This is a genomic window from Hydrogenophaga laconesensis, assembly GCF_031457235.1.
GTDB classification, from domain to species: Bacteria; Pseudomonadota; Gammaproteobacteria; order Burkholderiales; family Burkholderiaceae_C; genus Hydrogenophaga; species Hydrogenophaga laconesensis.
On the sequence record NZ_JAVDWE010000009.1, the window covers coordinates 137,076 to 157,043 of the forward strand.

At 68.2% G+C, this 19,968-nt stretch carries 20 protein-coding genes and 1 pseudogene; 14 read left to right on the forward strand and 7 right to left on the reverse strand.

Features of this window, described 5'->3' with window-relative positions:
• Positions 1–193 precede the first annotated feature (193 nt).
• Positions 194–1,108, forward strand: a pseudogene (locus tag J2X09_RS16530) (bifunctional enoyl-CoA hydratase/phosphate acetyltransferase); the annotation flags it as partial.
• Positions 1,105–2,307: an acetate/propionate family kinase gene (locus tag J2X09_RS16535; protein WP_204731182.1), complete on the forward strand. Its 1,203-nt coding sequence runs from the start codon at positions 1,105–1,107 to the stop codon at positions 2,305–2,307. The pseudogene J2X09_RS16530 and the gene J2X09_RS16535, both read left to right, overlap by 4 nt.
• Positions 2,308–2,313: 6 nt before the next feature.
• Here the strand turns inward: J2X09_RS16535 and J2X09_RS16540 are convergent, their stop codons facing one another.
• From J2X09_RS16540 to J2X09_RS16555, 4 genes are read right to left on the reverse strand one after another with little or no spacing between them, the layout of a single operon-like run.
• The gene (locus tag J2X09_RS16540; RefSeq protein WP_204731181.1) at positions 2,314–2,940 is read right to left on the reverse strand and encodes a flavin reductase family protein; all 627 of its coding nucleotides are present in this window, start codon (positions 2,938–2,940) and stop codon (positions 2,314–2,316) included.
• Positions 2,941–2,956: 16 nt separating this feature from the next.
• Positions 2,957–3,955 (reverse strand): 2-hydroxyacid dehydrogenase, encoded by a 999-nt coding sequence (locus J2X09_RS16545; RefSeq protein ID WP_204731180.1) that lies wholly within the window; start codon positions 3,953–3,955, stop codon positions 2,957–2,959.
• The gene (locus J2X09_RS16550) at positions 3,952–4,851 is read right to left on the reverse strand and encodes an amidohydrolase family protein (RefSeq protein WP_204731179.1); all 900 of its coding nucleotides are present in this window, start codon (positions 4,849–4,851) and stop codon (positions 3,952–3,954) included. The genes J2X09_RS16545 and J2X09_RS16550 overlap by 4 nt, the downstream gene beginning before the upstream one ends.
• Positions 4,848–5,723, reverse strand: a complete 876-nt coding sequence (locus J2X09_RS16555; protein ID WP_204731178.1) for a cupin domain-containing protein — start codon at positions 5,721–5,723, stop codon at positions 4,848–4,850. The genes J2X09_RS16550 and J2X09_RS16555 overlap by 4 nt, the downstream gene beginning before the upstream one ends.
• A gap of 207 nt (positions 5,724–5,930) precedes the next feature.
• On the opposite strand from J2X09_RS16555, the gene J2X09_RS16560 reads away from it, so the two are divergent.
• The 4 genes from J2X09_RS16560 (at position 5,931) to J2X09_RS16575 (ending at position 9,664) form a co-directional block, all read left to right on the forward strand.
• The gene (locus J2X09_RS16560) at positions 5,931–6,917 is read left to right on the forward strand and encodes a Bug family tripartite tricarboxylate transporter substrate binding protein (protein ID WP_204731177.1); all 987 of its coding nucleotides are present in this window, start codon (positions 5,931–5,933) and stop codon (positions 6,915–6,917) included.
• Between the two features lie 42 nt (positions 6,918–6,959).
• Entirely contained in the window at positions 6,960–7,928 is a 969-nt protein-coding gene (locus J2X09_RS16565; RefSeq protein WP_204731176.1) for a D-2-hydroxyacid dehydrogenase, read from the forward strand.
• Positions 7,929–7,992: 64 nt separating this feature from the next.
• Positions 7,993–8,799, forward strand: coding sequence for an IclR family transcriptional regulator domain-containing protein (locus tag J2X09_RS16570; RefSeq protein WP_204731175.1), 807 nt, complete (start codon positions 7,993–7,995; stop codon positions 8,797–8,799).
• A 103-nt stretch (positions 8,800–8,902) separates the two neighbouring features.
• The gene (locus J2X09_RS16575) at positions 8,903–9,664 is read left to right on the forward strand and encodes an HpcH/HpaI aldolase family protein (protein WP_204731174.1); all 762 of its coding nucleotides are present in this window, start codon (positions 8,903–8,905) and stop codon (positions 9,662–9,664) included.
• A gap of 7 nt (positions 9,665–9,671) precedes the next feature.
• Here the strand turns inward: J2X09_RS16575 and J2X09_RS16580 are convergent, their stop codons facing one another.
• The gene (locus tag J2X09_RS16580) at positions 9,672–10,289 is read right to left on the reverse strand and encodes an FMN-binding negative transcriptional regulator (protein ID WP_204731173.1); all 618 of its coding nucleotides are present in this window, start codon (positions 10,287–10,289) and stop codon (positions 9,672–9,674) included.
• A gap of 81 nt (positions 10,290–10,370) precedes the next feature.
• Between J2X09_RS16580 and J2X09_RS16585 the strand changes: the two genes are divergently transcribed.
• The 5 genes from J2X09_RS16585 (at position 10,371) to J2X09_RS16605 (ending at position 13,231) form a co-directional block, all read left to right on the forward strand.
• The gene (locus J2X09_RS16585; protein WP_204731172.1) at positions 10,371–10,922 is read left to right on the forward strand and encodes a hypothetical protein; all 552 of its coding nucleotides are present in this window, start codon (positions 10,371–10,373) and stop codon (positions 10,920–10,922) included.
• Positions 10,919–11,848 carry a RibD family protein gene (locus J2X09_RS16590; protein ID WP_204731171.1) on the forward strand — a complete coding sequence of 310 codons (930 nt, stop codon included), beginning with the start codon at positions 10,919–10,921 and terminating at the stop codon, positions 11,846–11,848. Before J2X09_RS16585 ends, J2X09_RS16590 begins: the two co-directional genes overlap by 4 nt.
• 125 nt (positions 11,849–11,973) lie before the next feature.
• A complete protein-coding gene (locus J2X09_RS16595; RefSeq protein WP_310308802.1) occupies positions 11,974–12,372 on the forward strand; it encodes a BLUF domain-containing protein in 399 nt (132 codons plus the stop codon).
• A gap of 9 nt (positions 12,373–12,381) precedes the next feature.
• Entirely contained in the window at positions 12,382–12,765 is a 384-nt protein-coding gene (locus J2X09_RS16600) for a YkvA family protein (RefSeq protein WP_204731170.1), read from the forward strand.
• Between the two features lie 16 nt (positions 12,766–12,781).
• A complete protein-coding gene (locus J2X09_RS16605; protein ID WP_310308805.1) occupies positions 12,782–13,231 on the forward strand; it encodes a GNAT family N-acetyltransferase in 450 nt (149 codons plus the stop codon).
• A gap of 229 nt (positions 13,232–13,460) precedes the next feature.
• Here J2X09_RS16605 and J2X09_RS16610 read toward each other — a convergent pair whose 3' ends face one another.
• Entirely contained in the window at positions 13,461–14,069 is a 609-nt protein-coding gene (locus J2X09_RS16610; protein WP_310308807.1) for a hypothetical protein, read from the reverse strand.
• Positions 14,070–14,201: 132 nt separating this feature from the next.
• Positions 14,202–15,203 carry a formylglycine-generating enzyme family protein gene (locus J2X09_RS16615; RefSeq protein WP_204731169.1) on the reverse strand — a complete coding sequence of 334 codons (1,002 nt, stop codon included), beginning with the start codon at positions 15,201–15,203 and terminating at the stop codon, positions 14,202–14,204.
• Positions 15,204–15,551: 348 nt separating this feature from the next.
• On the opposite strand from J2X09_RS16615, the gene kdpA reads away from it, so the two are divergent.
• Genes kdpA through kdpC form a run of 3 tightly spaced genes read left to right on the forward strand, consistent with a single transcriptional unit; the run spans position 15,552 to position 19,953 of the window.
• Complete coding sequence (gene kdpA, locus J2X09_RS16620) at positions 15,552–17,276, forward strand: potassium-transporting ATPase subunit KdpA (RefSeq protein ID WP_204731168.1); 1,725 nt, start codon at positions 15,552–15,554, stop codon at positions 17,274–17,276.
• A 13-nt stretch (positions 17,277–17,289) separates the two neighbouring features.
• The gene (gene kdpB, locus J2X09_RS16625) at positions 17,290–19,287 is read left to right on the forward strand and encodes a potassium-transporting ATPase subunit KdpB (RefSeq protein ID WP_204731167.1); all 1,998 of its coding nucleotides are present in this window, start codon (positions 17,290–17,292) and stop codon (positions 19,285–19,287) included.
• 15 nt (positions 19,288–19,302) lie between these two features.
• Positions 19,303–19,953 (forward strand): potassium-transporting ATPase subunit KdpC, encoded by a 651-nt coding sequence (gene kdpC / locus J2X09_RS16630; RefSeq protein ID WP_204731166.1) that lies wholly within the window; start codon positions 19,303–19,305, stop codon positions 19,951–19,953.
• The last annotated feature ends 15 nt before the right edge of the window (positions 19,954–19,968 follow it).

Below are 19,968 nucleotides of genomic sequence, written 5' to 3' on the forward strand. Positions count from 1 at the left end.
AACGGGTTCAACCCGCCGGGGCACTCATCGCCCAGCGGTTGACATGGATCAAATCCGCCCGTTCCGGCAGTAACGCAAACGTGACACAAACCCGGGTGGACGGAACAATGGCCACGCAAAGCGCTTCACACTCGACACCATGACCCTTCCAGCCTCACGTCCCCTGCTGCCCGCCGGGGTGCAGCTCACCCCCGAGGGCCTGCCCCGCCTGCTCGCCCACGCCCGCGCGCTCGGCGCCATCCGCATCGCCGTGGTGCACCCTTGCGACGAACTCAGCCTGCGGGGCGCGCTCGACGCGCGCGAGGCAGGCCTGATCGATCCCGTGCTCGTCGCGCCGCGCACGCGGCTGCTCGCACTGGCCGCGCAGCTGTCGGTGGACCTCACGGGCCTGCCCATCGAGGATGTGCCGCACAGCCATGCGGCCGCCGCCCACGCCGCCGGCCTGGCCTCGAGCGGCGCGGTGGAGGCGATCATGAAGGGCAGCCTGCACACCGACGAACTGCTGGGCGCAGTGCTGCCTGCGCACGCCGGGCTGCGCACCAAACGCCGGCTGAGCCATTGCTTCCTGATGCAGACACCGGCCTACCCCAGGCCTTTCGTCATCACCGACGCGGCCATCAACATCGCGCCCACGCTGGAGGAAAAGGCCGACATCGTGCGCAACGCGATCGAGCTCGCTCACACGATCGGCGTGGCCGTGCCGCGCGTGGCGATCCTGGCTGCGGTGGAGACCGTGAACCCGCGCATGCCCGCCACACTGGACGCCGCGGCCCTCTGCAAGATGGCCGACCGCCGGCAGATCACCGGTGGCCTGCTCGACGGGCCGCTGGCGTTCGACAACGCCATCTCGCCTGAGGCGGCGCGTGTCAAGGGGATCGAATCGCCCGTGGCGGGCCGGGCGGATGTGCTGGTCGTGCCCGATCTGGAAAGCGGCAACATGCTGGCCAAGCAGCTGGAGTACATGGGCCAGGCGGCCAGCGCAGGCATTGCGATCGGCGCACGAGTGCCCATCGTCCTCACCAGCCGTGCCGACTCCCGTGCCACGCGCCTGGCGTCGTGCGCGATCGCGGTGCTGCTCGCCCATCGCTACCGGGCCAGCCCGCCATGAGCACGGAAGGCGGCATGGTGCTGGTTCTCAACGCGGGCTCGTCCAGCATCAAATTCGCCCTGTTTGAGGCCGGCCCCAACCCGCCGCGCGAGCCCGCCTGGAAGGGCCAGGTGCGCGGCATCGGTGGACCGCAGCCCACCTGTGCCGACAGCAACACCCCCGAAGCGCCGCTGGCACTTGGCACCTCGCAGCCCTACCACGACGCACTTCGCCAGATCCTGGAGCGGGTGCGCGCCAGGCTCGCCACGCGCCGGCTGCACGCGGTGGCGCACCGGGTGGTGCATGGCGGCAGCCAGTATTTCGACCCGGTGCGCGTGAATGCGGCCGTGCTGACCGATCTGCAGCGTCTCATCCCGCTCGCGCCACTGCACCAGCCCTTTGCGCTCGACGCCATCCAGGTGCTGCTGGAGAGCGACCCGCAGCTGCCGCAGGTGGCCTGCTTCGACACGGCCTTCCACCACACCCTGCCCCAGGTGGAACAGATGCTGCCGTTGCCACACGCGGCGTGGGAACGCGGCCTGCGCCGCTACGGCTTCCACGGCCTGTCGTACGAATACCTGTCTGTAGCGCTCCCCGAGCGCCACGGCGCGCTGGCCCAGGGTCGTGTGATCGCTGCGCACCTGGGCAGCGGCGCGAGCCTATGCGCCCTGCAAGGTTCGAAAAGCGTGGCCACCACGATGGGCTTCTCGGCGCTGGACGGGCTGATGATGGGCACCCGCACCGGCTCGCTCGACCCCGGCGCGGTGATCTACCTGATGGAGATCGAGAAGCTGAGCCTGGAAGAAGTGGCCCGCGTCCTGTACCACGAGTCGGGCCTGCTGGGTGTGTCGGGAGTGTCGTCGGAACCGCGCCGTCTGTTTGCCGAAGAAGGCCGCACCGACGCCACCGGCGAGCGCGTGCGTGCCGCGCTGGCGCTGTATGTGCGGCGCATCGTGCGCGAGATCGGTGCGCTGGTCGCCGTGCTCGGGGGGCTCGATCTGCTGGTGTTCACCGCCGGCGTGGGCGAGCACAGCGCCGAGATGCGCCAGCGCATCTGCCGCGAGCTGGGCTTTCTGGGTGTGGTGCTCGACGACGACGCCAACCTGGGCCACGCCCCGCGCATCTCCGCGCCCACCAGCCCGGTGGTGGTGGCCATCGAACCGACCAATGAGGAGTGGATTGCGGCTCGGCATGCCGCCGCGCTGGTGCTGCGCGGTTGAGTGTCCCTAGGCGCGCGGCGGGTTGGGCCGGCCCAGCTCGACGATGGGGCCCGTGGACGCGTACTGGTTGCCGCCCAGGCGCGTGAGCGGCTGCGTGCGAACGACGTCGAAACGGCCATTGGGCTCGACGAAGCGGTCGTCCAGGTGCAGGGCCACGACGACACCGAACACCACGTTGCTGAACGTGTCACCGGGCCCGATGGGCTCGATGTCCATGATCTTCAGCAGCTTGCACTCCATGCTGGCCGGCGAGGCCGCCACGCGCGGCGGGCGCACTTTGTTGCTAGGCGCCTTGGCCAGCCCGGCGAGTTCGAATTCGTCGGTGCCATAGGGCGCGTTGAACGAGGAGTTGTTCATCTGTTCGCGCAGGTCCCAGGTCACGAGGTTGGTGACGAATTCGCCAGTGGCGCGCACGTTGGTGATGGTGTCCTTCTCGTGGCGGTCGTCCGGCGCGTTGCACGAGAACATGACCACGGGCGGTGCCGTGGAGACCAGGTTGAAATGCGAGAACGGCGCGAGGTTGACGCGGCCATCCGCGGCCATGGTGCTGATCCAGCCGATCGGCCGGGGGGCGACGATGGCATTGAAGATGGAGCGCTTGTAGTCCGTCGCGGTGTCGAGGTCGATGTACATGGGTCGGTTCAGAAGGTTATTCAGGGCGCGGCGCGTTGACGATGGAAGCGCCTGGCTCGCCGCGCACCACCCTGGCGAGGTTCTCGGCCGCCTGCTGGCGGCGGCCGAAGAAGCCCTCCCAGGTCCAGGAGGCCACGTGCGGCGTGCTCAGCACGCGCGGGTGCGCCAGCAAAGGATCATCGCGCGCCGGAGGCTCGGGGTCGAACACGTCGAAAGCGGCGCCCGCCAGCGTGCCGGCGTCCAGCGCTGCGATGAGCGCGGCGGCGTCGACCAGGGTGGCCCGCGCGGTGTTGATCAGCACGGCCCCCTTCTTCATGCGGGCCAGTGCCGCCGTGTCGAGCAGCGGGCGGTCACCCGGTAGCGCTGGGCAGTGCAGCGATACCGCGTCGCTCTGCGCGAGCAGTTCGTCCATGTCGACGGCCTGCACGCCGGGCGGCAGATCACGCGCCAGCGGATCGTGCACGAGCACGCGCACGTTCCAGCCCGCCACACGCTGCGCCAATGCACGGCCAATGCGGCCGAAACCCGCAATGCCGAGCGTGCTGCCATCGAGCCCGCCCGAGAAGACCTGCGGGTTGCGCCAGCCTCCCGATTGCAGGTACTCGCGCGTCCACACATGCAGCTGCTTGCGCAAGGCCAGCAGCAGGGCCAGCGCATGCTCGGCGACGGCCACGGAATCGTTGCCACCGGGCGTGTTGCACACGGCAATGCCGCGGGCGGTGGCGGCGGCCACATCCACGGTGTCCACGCCGATGCCGATCTTGCTGATGACCTTCAGGCCCGGCAGTGCGTCCATCACCCCCGGTGTGATCCGGATGCCACCGGAGATCAGCACGCCCTCGCAGCCGCTGGCGTCGGCGATGAAGTCGGCTTCCAGGTGGCGGCGGTACGCAGGGTCGTGGTTGGGCTTGCCCAGGCGCACATCGAAACCCTGCTCGCGCAGCCAGGGAATGCTGGGGTCATCGGGCATGACGCGTTCCCAGATCAGGACGGGTTCGTTTCGTTTGGAGCTCATCGGTCGGTGTTTCTCGGAGGGATGGGGGTGTCGGCGAAGCCGAACACGCGCGCGGGGTTGTGCACCAGGATCTGCTCTCTGAGCGAGGCGTCGGGCACGGCGCGGGCGAACAGCTCCACCAGGTCGGCGTCGTTGGGCATGGTGGTCGAGGCCACGTCGTACAGCGGATGCGGCCAGTCGGTGGCCCAGAGCATGCGCCAGGGATTGAGCGAGACCACCCGGCGGATCAGCTCCACCGCGTCGTGGTAAGGCGGCGAGAAGCGATGGTCCACGCGCGAAACCTTCACCCACCAGTTGCCACGCGTGATGGCCTCGCGAAGGAAGCGGAATCCCTCGCCATCGAGTTCATCACCATTCAGGTAAGCGAGGTGATCGACGACCACCTCGGTGCGGATTTCAAGCAGCAGGCGCGCCTGCGCCGCCAGTTCGGCGGCGGTGGCGTGCAACGAGATGCTCCAGCCCAGCGCCTCGGCACGGCGCACCTGGCGCCGGAAAGCCAGGCCATCAAAAGCTGCGCCGAAGCGCGAGAGGATGTTGAAGCGCGCACTGCGCACCCCGGCGGCATGCAGTGCTTCAGAGGCCGCGTCCGACACGCTGTCGTCCAGCAGCGCCACGCCCCGGTAACGGTGGGGGTCCGAGCGCAAGGCCGTGAGCAGCACCGTGTGGTCGCTGCCGTAGACCGAGGGTTGCACCAGCACGGCACGATCCACGCCGAGCCGCTGGTGCAGCGTGCGCAGTTCACCGAGCCAGGCCACCGGTGGTTCGTGGCGCCGGCCGGGCAGCAGCAGATCTGCGCGGGTCGGATCGAACACGTGAATGGCGCAATCGCAGGTCCCCGGCGGCAGCGCCACCGAGGGCTGGCGCGTGTCGCGCCGCCAGTCGTGGTACAGGGTCACGGCTGCGGCGCTCGGATGGCGTAGTCGCCGGCGTTGTGCACCCAGCCCTTGGCGATGAAGTCCTCGCGCGGTGGGCTGAACACGTCGAGCAGCAGGTGATGGCCTTCGCCCACGCCTTCGGTCGTGTGCACCAGGTCCACCGGCACCACGACGAGCGAGGGCGACGCAGCGGCCAGGTGCTCGTCGTCGCGCCAGAGGTTGGCGTCGCGGCCCCAGTTCACGCGCAGGTGGTGGATGAAGTTGCCTGCGAGCGCGAGCGAACCCTGTTCGAGATCGCTGTGGCTGTGCGGGCTCAGGGCCTTGCGGTCACGCACGCCCTGGTACTCCACCCAGTTGATGCTCAGCGTGTCGGTCTGCAGCATCTTCAGGCGCGGGTTGTCTGCGGGCGCGGTCACCTGCGCCATGTCGAACACCGTCACAAGCGGTGCGCCGGGCTGGCGCTGGAACGGTCGGCCGGTGGGCTTGATGCGCGCGTCCGGCTGAGCGTAGGCACTGTCGTTGATCACCGAGGCGGGGTCGACGTCGGGACGGCTGGATGCGATCACCGTGCAGGTGCCCGGGGCAACCAGCTGCACGCGGCAGCGGCCGGCGGCCACCACGCAGGCGCTGCCCTTGTTCGGCACCGCCACGGGCTCGCCCTGTGGCGCCAGTGGGGTCACGGTGGCGCCCACGTCCGGAAAGATCAGCAACATCTCGGCCGGGCTTTCCACTTCGAATGCGTTGCCCCCCGATTCCACCCACTCCACCACGAAGTTCTGCGCGCGCATGCGCCGGTGGCGGTTGCCCGCGATGGCAGGTCCCTCGTGCTCGGGAAAGACGGCGAAGCTGCGGTGGCGGACACCTTGGGAAGGGGCAACGGGTTTGGAAGACATGAAAAGAATGAGAAACGAAAGGGACAGCGAAGCAGGCCGGAGTGGCCTGGAATGCGACGATCATCCCCTCCACCGCGATGTGGAGGCAATCCGAACGCGGCCATTTTCTGCCTGCCGGAAAGCGGGCCGAGTTTCGTTGACACCCGTCGAGCCGCTCGGGAATCATCGGTTCACATTCCTTTCTTCCATCGAGCCCCGGAGACATCCATGAAAGCACTTCAACGCACCCTGCTCGGCGCACTCGCCGGTGCCGCATTCGCGCTGGGCGCAACAGCCGTCCACGCACAGGCGGACGACTTCCCCAACAAACCCGTGCGGCTGGTGGTGCCCTTCGCCGCTGGCGGCACGATGGACCTGTTCGGCCGCCTCGTGGGCGGTGAAATGGCCAAGGCCCTGGGCCAGACCGTGGTGGTGGAAAACATGCCCGGCGCGGGCGGCTCCATCGCCACCGGCAACGTGGCCCGCTCGGCGGCCGACGGCTATTCCATCTGCTTCTGCGCCACCGGCAGCACCGTGATCCTGCCGCTGATGGATCCGAAGCTGCCCTACAAGGTCGCCACCGACCTGCCGCCGGTGGGCCATGTGCTGCGCATCGAGCAGACCATCCTCGTCAATGCCGAGAAGGGCGCGCCCAACCTCGCGGCACTCATCGCCAAGGCCAAGGGCAAGCCGGGCGGCATGTTCTACGGCACGCCGGGCAACGGCACCTCCAACCACCTGGCGGGCGAACTGTTCAAGATCGCGGCGGGCATCGACGTCGGTACCGTGCACTACAAGGGCGAGTCGGCCGCGGTGCTGGACTTGCTGACCGGCCAGATCGACTTCATGGTGGCGTCGGTGTCCTTCGCTGACCCGCAGGTGAAGTCCGGCAAACTGCGCATCCTCGCGCTCACCGGCCCCAAGCGCGTTCCCACGTACCCGGACGTGCCCACCATCGCCGAGTCCGGCTACCCCGGCTACGAGGCCACCACGCAGGTCGGCCTGCACGTGGCCAAGGGCACGCCGCAGGCGCGCATCGACAAGCTCAACGCGGCCATGAACACCGCACTCAAGAGCAAGGAATTGCTGGACCGCATGGCCGCCAGCGGTGTGTCTCCCGTGGGAGGAACGCCAGCCGCCTACGCCACGTTCCTGCGCCAGGAAGAGGACAAGTGGGGCAAGGTGATCAAGCAGGCCGGCATCAAGCTCGAGTAAGTTCGCGGTTTTCTTTCTTCTGCCCGAGACCACCTGCCTGTCATGTCCGTCACCCTGTTGATGCTGCCGCCGCAGATTCCCGCCACCCGTGACTGGGCTGGCCGGTTGCGCGCCGCCCTGCCCGAACTGAATGTCATCGTTGCCGAGACCGACGATGAAGCCCTGGCCGCCATCGGCGGTGCCGATGCCGCCGTGGGCACGCTCACGCCAGCGCTGCTGGCGGCAGCGCCCCGCCTGCGCTGGTTGCACTCACCGCTGGCGGCGCCACCCTCGGGGTACTTCTTTCCAGAGCTGGTCGACCACAGTGTGACGGTGACCAACGTGCGCGGCATCTTCAACGATCACATCGGCGCGCACATCCTGTCCTTCGTGCTTGCCTTCTCGCGCGCGCTGCATCGCTTCATCCCGCAGCAGCAGCGCAGCGAATGGCGGCAGCCGCCGCGCTACGAAGGCACGGTGTACCTGCCCGAGGCCACGGCGCTCATCGTCGGCGTGGGCGGCATTGGCGCAGAAACCGCGCGCCTGCTCAAGGCCTTCGGCGTGCACGTGATCGGTACCGACGCACAGCGCACGGCATTGCCCGAGGGCATGGACGAACTGCACAAGCCCGAGGCACTGGACAGCCTGCTGCCGCGCGCGGACTTCGTCATTGCCACCGTGCCGCACACCCCCGAGACCGAGGGCATGTTCCACCGCGAGCGCTTCCAGCGCATGAAGCGAGGCGCCTTCTTCATCAACATCGGGCGCGGCATGACCACCCGGCTCGACGACCTGCTGGCCGCACTACAGGCCGGTGAAGTGGGGGGCGCAGGGCTGGACGTGTTCGAGCAGGAGCCCCTGCCCGCGACGCACCCGCTCTGGACGCAGCCCGGTGTGTTCATCACGCCGCACGTGGCCATGTGGGGCCCGTATTACAACGAGCGCCGCTACGCCATCCTGGAAGACAACTGCCGCCGCTTCATAGCGGGGCTGCCGCTGGCCAACCGCGTCGACAAGGCCCTCTGGTACTGACATGCACGCCACGGGTATGATCCGCTCCCCCTCCCGTCCCTGCGGGAACGAGCCCATCCTGCCCATGGCCGACGCCTCCGACGACAACTCCAACGGATCGATCCGGGCCATTTCGCGCGCGTTGCAGATTCTGCGGATCATGAACACGCAGCCGACGTGGAGCCTGCACAGCCTGCACCTGCAGACCGCGCTGCCCAAGTCCACCATCTTCCGCATCCTGCACACACTGCAGCTCGAGGGCTATGTGCGGCTGGAAGGTGTGGCGGGCGTCTATCGTCTCACCGAGAAGATCCTGGAGATGAGCGGCGGTTTCACGGAAAAGTCGCTGCTGGTGGAGGTGGGCTCGCCGCTGGCACTGCGGCTGACCAAGCAGATCAAGTGGCCGGTGGCGCTCGGTGTGCTCGATGGCGACGCGATCGTGGTGCGCTACAGCGGCATGCCCTACAGCCCGATTGCCGCGCACTCCACCACCATCGGCCGCCGTCTGGGCCTGGCCGACACTGCCATGGGCAAGGCCTACCTGGCCTTCTGTCCCGAGGTGGAGCGCGAGATCCTGTTCGACATGCTGCGCGCCGCGCCCGGTGGCAGCCAGCTCGGGCACGAGGAACTGCTGATGCAGGAGCTCGACACCATCCGCCAGCAGGGCTATGCCGTGCGCCAGCCCAACCCGCAGCGGCGCACCGCCACGCTGGCCACGCCGGTGATGCACCTCACCGAGGTGGTGGGGCTCATGGGCATGACCACCTTTGGCAACCTCATGACCCCGGCCACCGTGGCCCAGTACGCGCCACAGCTGCAGCAGGCCGCTGCCGCCGTGAGCCAGGCCTACCGCACCCGCCTGCCCGCCGCGCCGGACACCGGCGCTTTCTGACCAGCGGAAAGCCGCGCCACGGCGCTTGCCGCGCTGCCCGCTGCTGGCGACCATGGCAACGCGCGGCGCATCCGCCGCGAGCCGCCAACAGGAACCCCTTTCGATGAAGCCACGGGCCAACATCCGCCAGCGCCAGCTCTCGCTCGGCATCTTCGTGAAAACAGACTCGCCCCAGATCACCGAGGTGCTGGGCACGACCGACCTCGACTTCGTCGTCGTCGATGCCGAACACGCCCCCTTCGACCGCCTCACGCTCGACCGCCACATGATGGCCGGGCGCGCCACCGGCATTCCCGTGATCGTGCGCATTCCGGACACCTCGGCCGCCACCATCCAGTCCGTGCTCGACCTCGGTGCGGCGGGCGTGCTGGTGCCCCATGTGGACAACGCGGAGCAGGCGCGGGAGGTCGTTGCACGCGCGCGCTACCGCAACGGCAACCGGGGCTTCTCCATCTCGCCGCGCAGCTCGGGCTACGGCGCCCAGCGCATGGCCGACGCCATCGAGGCCGGTGATCAGACCCTGGTCATCTGCCAGATCGAGAGCGCCGATGGTGTGACCGAAGCCCTCGACATCGCCAGCACGCCCGGCGTGGACGGCCTGTTCATCGGCCGTGCGGACCTTGCGTTGTCCATGGGTCTGGACGACATCCGCGCACCCGCCGTGTCCGAGGCCTGCAGTCGCATCATCGAAGCGGCGAAGACCGCCGGTGTGAGCGCGGCCATGTTCGTGCCCAACGAAGCCGAAGCCCTGGCGTTCCGCAAGATCGGCATCGACTGCTTCGTGGTCTCCTCAGACCAGTCCCTGCTGCGCCAGGCGACCCAGCAGTTCGCGGCGGCCAGCACCGCGCTGCGCAAGACCGCGTAAGGCGAACTCAGGCGCCCATGCCCAGGCGGCGCATCCAGCCTGCGAGCGCCTGCTCGTCCGGGTTGCCGGCGGCGTAGGCAGCCAGCATGGCTGCGTGCGATTCGGGCCGGTGCTGGTTCAGCTTCACCTTGCACTGCAGGCTGGTCACGCGCAGTTCGAACGCCGAGATGCCCTGCATCAGCTTGCGCTGGAACTCTTCGTCCAGCCCGCGCCACTGGTCCGCATAGGCAGGGTCGTGGTCGTGGATCAGGTGCTTGAGCAAGCGGTCCTTGTCATCGAAGCCGTCCAGCAGCCGGGCCTGCACTGTGGCGTGCACAGCGAGGTAGTTCCAGGTGGGCACCCGAGCCAGATCCGGGTACACGCGTGGCGTCATGTAGGCGTGCGGCCCGAGAAAGGTCACCACCGCCTGCGGGCGCGCCTGCAGGTAGCGGCCGTGCGCGTTGGGTCTGGCGCAATGCCCCAGCAGCGTGAGGCCGCCCTCTTCCTCCAGCACATGCAGCGGCAGGTGCGTCACGAAAGGCAGGCCTTCGTCGTCGGTGGAGATCAGGCTGGCGAACGGGTGCGCACGCATCAGCTCGACAGCGATGGCAGCGTCCTTGGCGGCGAATTGGGGCGGCAGGTACATGGCGACCGATGAGGGTTTTCGTGGGGGTTCGTGGCACTGTAACGGTTCGCGTCGGGCGGATGTGGCGCCTATCATGGACCCATGCCCGCCTCGGACATCCTGAACCACCCTGCGTTCCAGAGCGTCGTGTTGCCCTTGCTGCTGTGCTCCGCCTGCGCTGCGGCACTGAGCCGCACCGCGGGGCCTCGCTGGGCCGCGGCCGGCGTGTTGCTGGGCCTGCTGCTGGCGTTGGCCTGGTTTCCGGGTTTTGACTGGCCCGCGAGCACACGCGCGCAAAAGCTGCCGTGGATCGTCCTCGCGGGCGCGGCCGTGAGCCTGCTGGTGCCCGCTTTGCGGCGCGGAGCATCCGGCGTGGCATTGCCTGCCGGCCTGACCCTCATCGCCCTGGCGCTGGCCGCCTGGGCCGGCACCAGCGGTTCGCTGCTGCTCGCGCAACTGGCTCTGGTGCTCGCCGTGGCCGGCGCTGTCGCCACCTTCCTGGCCTGGCGCCACCCATCGCCACCGGGTGGTGGATGGCTCGTGTTCCTGCTGCCCGCCGCCCTGGCCTGCCTCACCATCGCCTGGGCGATGACCGGTGCCGCCGGCTCCGCACACACCACCGACGACCCCTACTACGCCCCGCAATGGAAATGACCACACCGCCGGCCAAATCCGTGCCCGGCCCACCCACCGCCACCGATGTTCCCGCCGACTGGCATGCGCTCTGGCTGCAGATGCTGCAGGTGCGCACTTCCGTCGGCCCCGTGCCACCCGCCCTCGTGCGCCAGGCCGGTAGCGGATGGCGGCTCGCCGCGCCCTTCAGCCGGCGCAGTACGGAACTCTTCAGTCTCTACAAGCCGTTGCTCGACGCGGCCGATACCGCCAGCGACACCCCCTGGACGGTGGCCCAGCTCGGCCAGAGCCTGGACGGCTTCGTGGCCACCGCGACCGGCGACTCCTACTACGTGAACGGTGCGCACTGCCTGCTGCACCTGCATCGTCTGCGCGCCCTGTGCGACGCCGTGCTCGTCGGCGCCGGCACCGTCGCCATCGACAACCCGCAGCTCACGACCCGCCGCGTGCCCGGCCCGCAACCCGTGCGCGTGGTGGTGGACCCTGCCGTCAGGCTCGACGGCCATTCCCGCGTGTTCCGCGACGGCCAGGCGCCCACCCTCTGGGTGTGCGACACCCTGCACGTCGCGCGCGCCCGCCAGCAGCTGGGCACCGGCGGTGAAGGGCCGCACCCCGCTGAAGTGCTCGCTGTGGACGATCTGCTGATCGAAGGCGACGTCTGCCACGGCTACCGGCCAGAACGCGTGACCAGTGCACTCGCCCAGCGCGGCCTGCACCTGCTGTTCGTCGAAGGCGGTGGCATGACGGTCTCGCGCTTTTTCACCGCCGGCGTGCTCAACCGCCTGCACCTCGTGCTCGCGCCCGTGCTCATCGGCCAGGGCCGACGCGGCCTGCGCGTGCCCGCGCACGACGTCATGGCCGACTGCCCTCGCCCACCCGCGCGCACGCTGGCGCTGGGTGATGACATGTTGTGGGATCTGGATCTCAACCCATCAGGATGCGCCTGACCGGCCCACCGTTCCGATGCATTCCTGCGGCCGATCGCCGCGGTCTGTCTGTTCGGTAGTGCACGAAGCGTCCCACGCATAATCTCCGTCGGCCCAGGGAGCCTCTCGTCTCGCACACCTCCATCGTGACCCCCACTCTCAAGCAATTCTTCTATCACAGCCGTCTCGCCCCCGGGCAGCGACATTCCGCGGTCAGCGACATCATCTCCACGGCGCGCCGCTTCAACGCCGGGCATGGGATCACCGGCCTGCTGGTCTTCGATGGGGAGCGGTTCTGCCAGTTCATCGAAGGTCCGCCCACGGAAATGGATGCCTTGGTCGAACGCCTGAAGACCGATCCCCGGCATGTGGACTTCACGGTGCTGATCAGCGACGCCTGGGCCCATGAGCGGCTGCACCCGTACTGGAGCATGGCCTACGCCGCGCTGGAAGGGCCGGCCTACCTGACCGATCTGCTGAGCCGCCCGGGCGAGGAGGCACTGCGCCAGTTGCAAGCCAGCATCGACCGGCTGGACGTGAACTGATCGTTGGTCATGACCTTCGGTGCCCGGCTGAAAGCGTGGGCGAAGCGGACCCGGCGGGATGGTGTCACGCTCTGGTTCGCGGGCAAGCACCGCCGAACGCCCTGGTACGCCAAGGCGTTGGGCCTCTTCGTGGTGGCCTGCGCGCTCAGCCCCATTGACCTGATTCCCGACTTCATTCCCGTGCTCGGCTATGTCGACGATGTGCTGTTGTTGCCCGGGCTGATCTGGCTGGCGATCCGGCTGGTGCCGCCGGATGTCCTGGAAGAATGCCGTCGTGAAGCCGACGGCTGGCTGGAGACCCATGGCGCCAGACCCCGAAGCCGACTGGGAGTGGTGCTGGTGGTCAGCGCATGGGTCGCGTTGGCGGCTGCCGCGCTGTTCTGGCTTTCGTGATGACCCTGTCCCTTCCATGACCGTCCCTGCTTCCGTCTTCATTCGTCCAGCCACCATCGCGGACGTGAGCGCGATGTTCCGCATCCGGACCTCGGTGCGCGAAAACACCCTGACCGTCGAAGAGCTCGCCCAGTTGGGTGTCACGCCCGAGTCCCTGGCGCAAGCCGTGTCGGGCGCAGTCTGTGCGTGGGTGGCGGAGGTGGCGGGCGAGCCGGTTGGCTTCTCGATGGTGGACCTGGCCACCGCGTGCCTGTTCGCCGCGTTCGTGCAGCCCGCGCACGAGGGTCGTGGCATCGGCAAGCGCCTGATCCGGGTCAGCGAGGAGGCCTTGTTTCAACGGCACGCGGTCGCATGGCTGGAAACGGCACGCAACAGCCGCGCCGCCGGGGTCTACCGGCACCTGGGCTGGGGGAACGAGCGCGACGTGGGCGACGGCGATGTGCGCATGGAGAAGCAACGGGCATGATGCCCGCCCTGTCCTGGTCCATCGCGACTGGCATCGCCGCCTGGGCACCACCGGGTATCGAGCTGCACAACCACAGGCGCCGAGCTGTTTTGCGGCGGTGGTGTCGGCGGCGCTCGTGGCGCTCGGGGTGCCCGGCGCCATCCCCGTGCTGCCCGCGGTGATCGTCGAGCCGGCCCTGGTGCGCTGCTGGGCGAACCCGTCTGCGTGCGCTGGATCGCGAGGTGGGCGACTAGTTCGTGTTGGTCGCCGGCATGCCCGGGATGGGCGTGGCATTGGGCGACACCGGTGCGGGCGTCGGCGGTTCCGCCGGGTCGAACAGATGCCGCGGCGGGTTGCGCTTCATTTCGCCGGCCAGGGTGAGCTGCTCGGGGCTCATGCACTCGTCGGCCAGCCGCTTGCCCAGTTGCTGGCTCATGAGCATCGACTTGTTGCCCAGCTGCAGCCACATGGCGCCGCGTTTGGGGTCTTCAAGGCGGATGGCACCGGTGCGGCTTTCCACCGGGTGCATGTAGTAGCGCGCGTTGCGCATGTTCTTCACCTGGACGATGAAGAAGCCCTGCCGCTTGGCGGGGGTGATCTCCACCGAGGCGCCCAGTTCGCAGGGAATGCTGCCCAGGTACACCCGTTGCGCCACGGCGAGGTCGGCTTCGTTCAAGGTCACGTTGGTGTCTTCTTCGATCGGGGTCACCTCTTCCACGGCCTTGGCAGCGGAGCGGGCCAGCGGAGCGCGCTTGGTAACGGGTTTCGTGGCGGATGCCGGGGGTGTCGCAGCAGGCTTCGCGGCAGGTGTGGCCGTTTGCGCCAGGGCAGCGAAGGGACCGAACGCGACGGCGCTCATGGAAAGGACGAGAGGGAGCAGTTTCATAAGGTCGGCCGGGTGTGTGCGGGGCACGGTGGGTGAAAAACAGCGCGTAGTCTGCGCGCTCATGCACCGGAATGGTGTTTGAAGATGTTTCGGTATCCCCGCAGTTCAACGAACCGTTTCACGCACCAGCCGGATGCCCACCAGCGTATAGCGCGTCTGCGCGGTGTTCCAGTTGCGGAAGGCGCAGCGCGCATACAGCGGCCAGGTGTGCCAGGAACCCCCTCGCCTCACCTTCACCGCGCCTTCGGCCGGGCCGCTGGGGTCGACCTCCGGCGATTGGGCGTAGTAGTCGTCGCCATGCCAGTCGGACACCCACTCCCACACATTGCCATGCATGTCGTGCAGGCCGAAGGCATTGGGTGCATAGGAGCCGACGGGTGCGGTGAAGGCATGGCCATCGTTGCCGGCCGTGGCACGGTCGCGCCAGGCGGGCCAGTGGGCGGCGGCTTCCGCATCGAAGGTGTTGCCCACGCGCGGCAGACCGGCGGGGTCGTCGCCATGCTGGTAACGGCCCTTGCCACCCGCGCGGCAGGCGTATTCCCATTCGGCTTCTGTGGGCAGCCGGTAGATGCGACCTTCCCATGCAGACAGCCACCGCGCCAGTGCGACGGCATCGTTCCAGGTAACGTTCACCACCGGGTGGTCGTCACCCTGCGCGAAGCCTGGGTTCTGCCAGGAATAGCGGGGCAGGCGGCCCTCGAAGGCGTCGCCACGGGGGGTGGTGGCGGGGTTGTAGCCCGGGTTGTAACCGTAGCCGCCGGTACCGTCGGCAATGGATTCAGGCACATGGCCTGAACGCTCGAGAAAGGCCCGGAACTGGCCGACGGTGATCTCGTGCTGGCTCATCTCGAAGGGTTTCGTGATGCGGACACGGTGCATGGGCGCCTCGTCCGACAGGCCTTCGAAACGGGAACGCTCCATGGCTGGGTAGGCTGTGGCCAGCACGTCGGGCGTTTCGTCGCTGCCCATCCAGAACTCACCCGCCGGCACCGGCACGAACGCAATGCCGAGGGTGTCAAGCGCCGGGGTGGCCGTTGTGCACCCGGCAAGGAGCGTGATGAAAGCCAGCGCAGAAACGCGTCCGGCGCGGCACTCAGGAATGGGCATGGTGTCTCCGCCTGGGGCACCCATCGACCGGATCCAGGTTGATCGACGGGCTTTGCGACGCATTCTAGGCAGACGGAATTTTTTCCTGCGGCCCCCCCACGGCTGCATGGACCTCTCGACAGAACCGCCCAGTACGGCGCTCGCTTGTGTCAGCTGCCCTTTCCCGAGGCGCGACCTCATCCTGCTGCCGGGCGACCTGATCTGCCCCGGTCGCATCGACGATGCAGAGCCCGTGCGAGCCGATTTGTCGAAGAATTTACGCGCGGGCGCCTGCGTGGAATGGCTTCTTTACGCGGCCTGGAAGAACACTCGTGATCGGCGTTGTCGCCTGTCACGAGTCCTTCCAACATGTTCGAAACCTTTCTGCTCCTGGTGCCGCTGCTGGCCCTGGGCTGGCCCCTGGGGCGCTATCTGGCTGCGGTCATGCGCGGCGACCCGATGGGCGGCGATGCCCTCTTCGACCGGGTCGAGCGTCCGCTCTACCGCCTGCTCGGCACCCGGCCCGACCACGGCATGGGCTGGCGCCGGTACGTCCAGGCCTTCCTGCTGAGCAACCTTCTGCTGGCGGTGGTGGTCTGGGTGATCTTCATGACCCAGGCCTGGCTGCCTCTCAACCCCGATGGCGTGCCCAACATGTCCTGGGATCTGGCGCTGCACACCACGGTATCGTTCCTCACGAACACCAACCAGCAGCACTACTCGGGTCAGGCACAGCTGTCTTACCTCGCACAGATGACGGGCATCGTCGGCCTGCAGATGGTCACGCCGGTGATGGGCCTGGCCCTGGCCGTGGCCACGCTGCGCGGCCTTTCCGGCGGCCGCCAGGGCGACGTTGACGGCCCCGACATCCCGGGATCACGCGCCGAGGTGGTGGATGTGGGCAACTACTGGGCCGACGTGATCCGGGGCGCGGTGCGGTTCATGCTGCCGCTGTCGCTTGTGCTGTCGGCGCTGCTGGCCTGGCAGGGTGTTCCCGCCACGCTCGCGTCCGGTCCCACCGTGGCGCCGGTCGACGTCAGCGCAGCATTGAAGGAACAGAAGATCCCCCTGGGTCCAGTGGCCCCGATGGTGGCGATCAAGCAGCTGGGCAGCAACGGCGGCGGATGGTATGGCCCGAACAGCGCGGTGCCGCTGGAGAACCCCACGCCGTTGTCCAACTTCCTGCAGACCCTCGCCATCTGTCTCGTGCCGGTGAGCATCGTGTTCATGATCGGTCCGTTCACCCGCCGCCCGCGTTTCGGCGCCATGGTCTTCGGCTCCATGCTCGCGCTCTCGGTGTTGTCCACCGGCCTGTCGCTCTGGTCTGAAAGCCACTCCAGCACCGCCACGGACGTGGCTCTGATGGAAGGCAAGGAGGTTCGCGTCGGCGCCGAGGCCTCGGCGTTGTGGGCTTCCGTCACCACGCAGGTCAACAACGGCTCGGTCAACACCATGCTCGATTCCACCGCGCCACTGACCGGCATGGTGTCCATGGTCAACATGCTGATCAACGCCATCTGGGGCGGTGTGGGCTGCGGCTTGCAGCAATTCATCGCCTACCTGCTGCTGGGCGTGTTCCTGGCCGGGCTGATGACGGGCCGCACGCCGGAGCTCTTCGGTCGCAAGATCGAAGGACCCGAGGTGCGGCTGCTCGCCATCCTGGTGCTGCTGCAACCCCTGGTGATTCTGGGCTTCACCGCCGTCGCGCTGGCCGTGCCCGGCCTGGCAGGCAATTCCAGCCCGGGCTTCCACGGCATCAGCCAGGTGTTCTACGAATACGTCTCGGCCTTCGCCAACAACGGCTCGGGCTTCGAAGGACTCGCGGACGCGACGGTCTGGTGGAACGTCAGCACCACCATCGTGCTCGCTGCCGGCCGCTACCCCGCGCTCATCATCCCGCTGGCCATTGCCGCCATGCTGGCCGCGAAGCGGCGCGCACCCGAAGGGGCCGGTACGCTTCAGATCGAGACGCCGACCTTCGCACTCACGCTCATCGGCATCGTCCTCATCCTCACGCTGCTGCAGTTCATGCCGGTGCTGGTGCTGGGCCCGGTGGCCGACCACCTCTCGCTCATGCCCTTGCTGGCGCGCTGAAAGGACGTCCGACATGAACACCTCCAACCCGCTTTCATCCGCGTGGGCCGACGCCTTCGCGAAACTCTCGCCCCGCCATGCGTTCCAGAACCCCGTCATGGCGGTGGTCTGGCTCGGCACACTGCTGACCGCCGTGGCCACCCTGGCCGGCCGGGCCTCTGCCGGCTTCGGCTGGGCCGTGACCGGTGTGCTCTTCCTGACCGTGCTGTTCGCCAACTTCGCCGAAGCCATCGCGGAGGCGCACGGTCGCGGGCAGGCCGCTTCGCTGCGGCGCGCTCGCAAAGACCTGGTGGCCCGGCGGCTCGATGCATCGGGCCAGGACAGCAGCGTGCCCGCGACCGAGCTGCGCCCGGGAGACCGTGTCGTGGTGGAGGAAGGCCAGCTGGTGCCTGCGGACGGCGAGATCGTCGAAGGCATGGCCACCATCAACGAGGCCGCGGTGACGGGGGAATCGGCCCCGGTGCTGCGCGAGGCCGGCACCGATCGATCCGGCGTCATCGGCGGCACGAAGGTGCTGTCGGACCGCATCGTGGTGCGCGTCACCGCCGAGCCTGGCCACAGCTTCCTCGACCGCATGATCGCGCTGGTCGAGGGTTCCAACCGGCAGAAGACCCCGAACGAGATCGCGCTGGGCATCCTGCTCGGGGTGATGACGCTGACCTTCCTGATCGTGGTGGTCACCCTGCCCTTCATCGCTGACTTCGTCGGCGTGCAGGTCAACGTCGTGCTGCTGGTCGCCCTGCTGGTGTGCCTCATTCCCACCACCATCGGTGGCCTGCTGCCGGCGATCGGCATCGCGGGCATGAACCGCGCGCTCAAGGCCAACGTGCTGGCCAAATCCGGCAAAGCCGTGGAGGTCGCCGGCGACGTGGACGTGCTGCTGCTCGACAAGACCGGCACCATCACCCACGGCGACCGCCAGGCCACGGCCTTTCACGCCATGGCGGGCGTCGACCCTGCGCAACTGCGTCAGGCGGCGCTGCTGGCCTCGCTGGCCGACCCGACGCCCGAGGGCAAATCCATCGTCAGGCTGGCGCGCGAGAAAGGCGAAGCACTGACCGACCCCGCACGGGCGCATTTCGTGGCCTTCACCGCGCAGACGCGCATGTCGGGCGTGGACATTCCCGACGATCGGATCATTCGCAAAGGCGCACTCGACGCCATCGCGGCCCATGTGAAATCGCTGGACGGCCGCGTGCCGGCGGAACTGGAGGCCCGCGTCATCGACGTGGCGCGCAAGGGCGCCACGCCCCTGGTGGTCAGCGACGGTCGCCACGTGCTGGGCGTGATCGAGCTCTCCGATGTGGTCAAGCGCGGCATCAGGGAACGCTTCGCCCGCCTGCGCGAGATGGGTGTGAAGACGGTGATGATCACAGGCGACAACAAGTTCACCGCCGCGCACATCGCGGCCGATGCCGGGGTCGACGACTACATCGCCGAGGCGAAGCCCGAAGACAAGCTCGCGCGCATCCGCGCCGAGCAGGCCCAGGGCCGGCTGGTCGCCATGGTCGGTGATGGCACCAACGACGCACCCGCGCTGGCACAGGCCGATGTGGGTCTGGCCATGAACTCGGGCACCCAGGCCGCCAAGGAGGCCGGCAACATGGTCGACCTCGACTCCGACCCCGCCAAGCTGCTGGCCGTGGTGGAGATCGGCAAGCAGCAGCTCATCACGCGCGGGGCGCTGACGACCTTCTCGCTGGCCAACGACGTGTCCAAGTACTTCGCCATCCTGCCCGCGCTGTTCGCGGCAGCCATTCCCTCCATGGCGGTGCTCAACGTGATGAACCTGTCGAGCCCGTCGAGCGCGGTGCTCTCGGCGCTCATCTTCAACGCGCTGGTCATTCCGGCCCTGGTGCCGCTGGCCTTGCGCGGCGTGCGGTTCAAACCCGCCAGCGCCACCGAGCTGCTGCGCAGCAACATGCTGATCTACGGCCTGGGCGGTGTGCTGCTGCCTTTCGTGGGTATCAAGCTGATCGACCTTGTGTTGTCCGCGCTTTTCTCCATGTGAACCATCGAGACCTCCATGACCATTGCCTCCTCCTCTCGTACTCGCCCCATCACCCGTGCATCTGACGATGGCGGCCTGTGGCGAAGTGCCCTGGGCCTGACCACTGTGACACTCGCAGGATTCGGTTTTCTGTACGCTGCGGCCGGTGTCGGCGTCGGGCAACTGTTGTTTCCCGATCAGGCCAATGGCAGCCTGGTTTTCCAGGGCGATCGCAAGGTGGGCTCCGCGCTGGTGGCCCAGCCCTTCACCGGTGCGGGCTACTTCCAGCCCCGACCTTCCGCCGCCGCCTACAACCCGCTGGCACTGGCCGCCAGCAACCAGGCCCGCACCAACCCAGACATGCGAGCGCGCATCGAGGAGACCCGCGCGGCCGTTGCACGGCGTGATGGCATCGCCCCCTCGGCCGCCCCCGGTGACCTGGTCACGCAGTCTGGCAGCGGCATCGATCCGCACATCAGTGTCGAAGGGGCCGCGGTGCAGGTCGACCGCGTGGCACGTGAACGCGGACTGGACCGCAAGGCGGTCGAGCGCCTGGTCACGGAGCACACCGAAGGCCCCCAGCTCGGTGCGCTCGGCCAGACGCGGGTGAACGTGCTGTTGCTCAACCTGGGGCTCGATGCATTGGGGGCATCGGCCCCCGTCGCACCCCGCAAGACGGCATCATGAACCGGGCGCGCCACG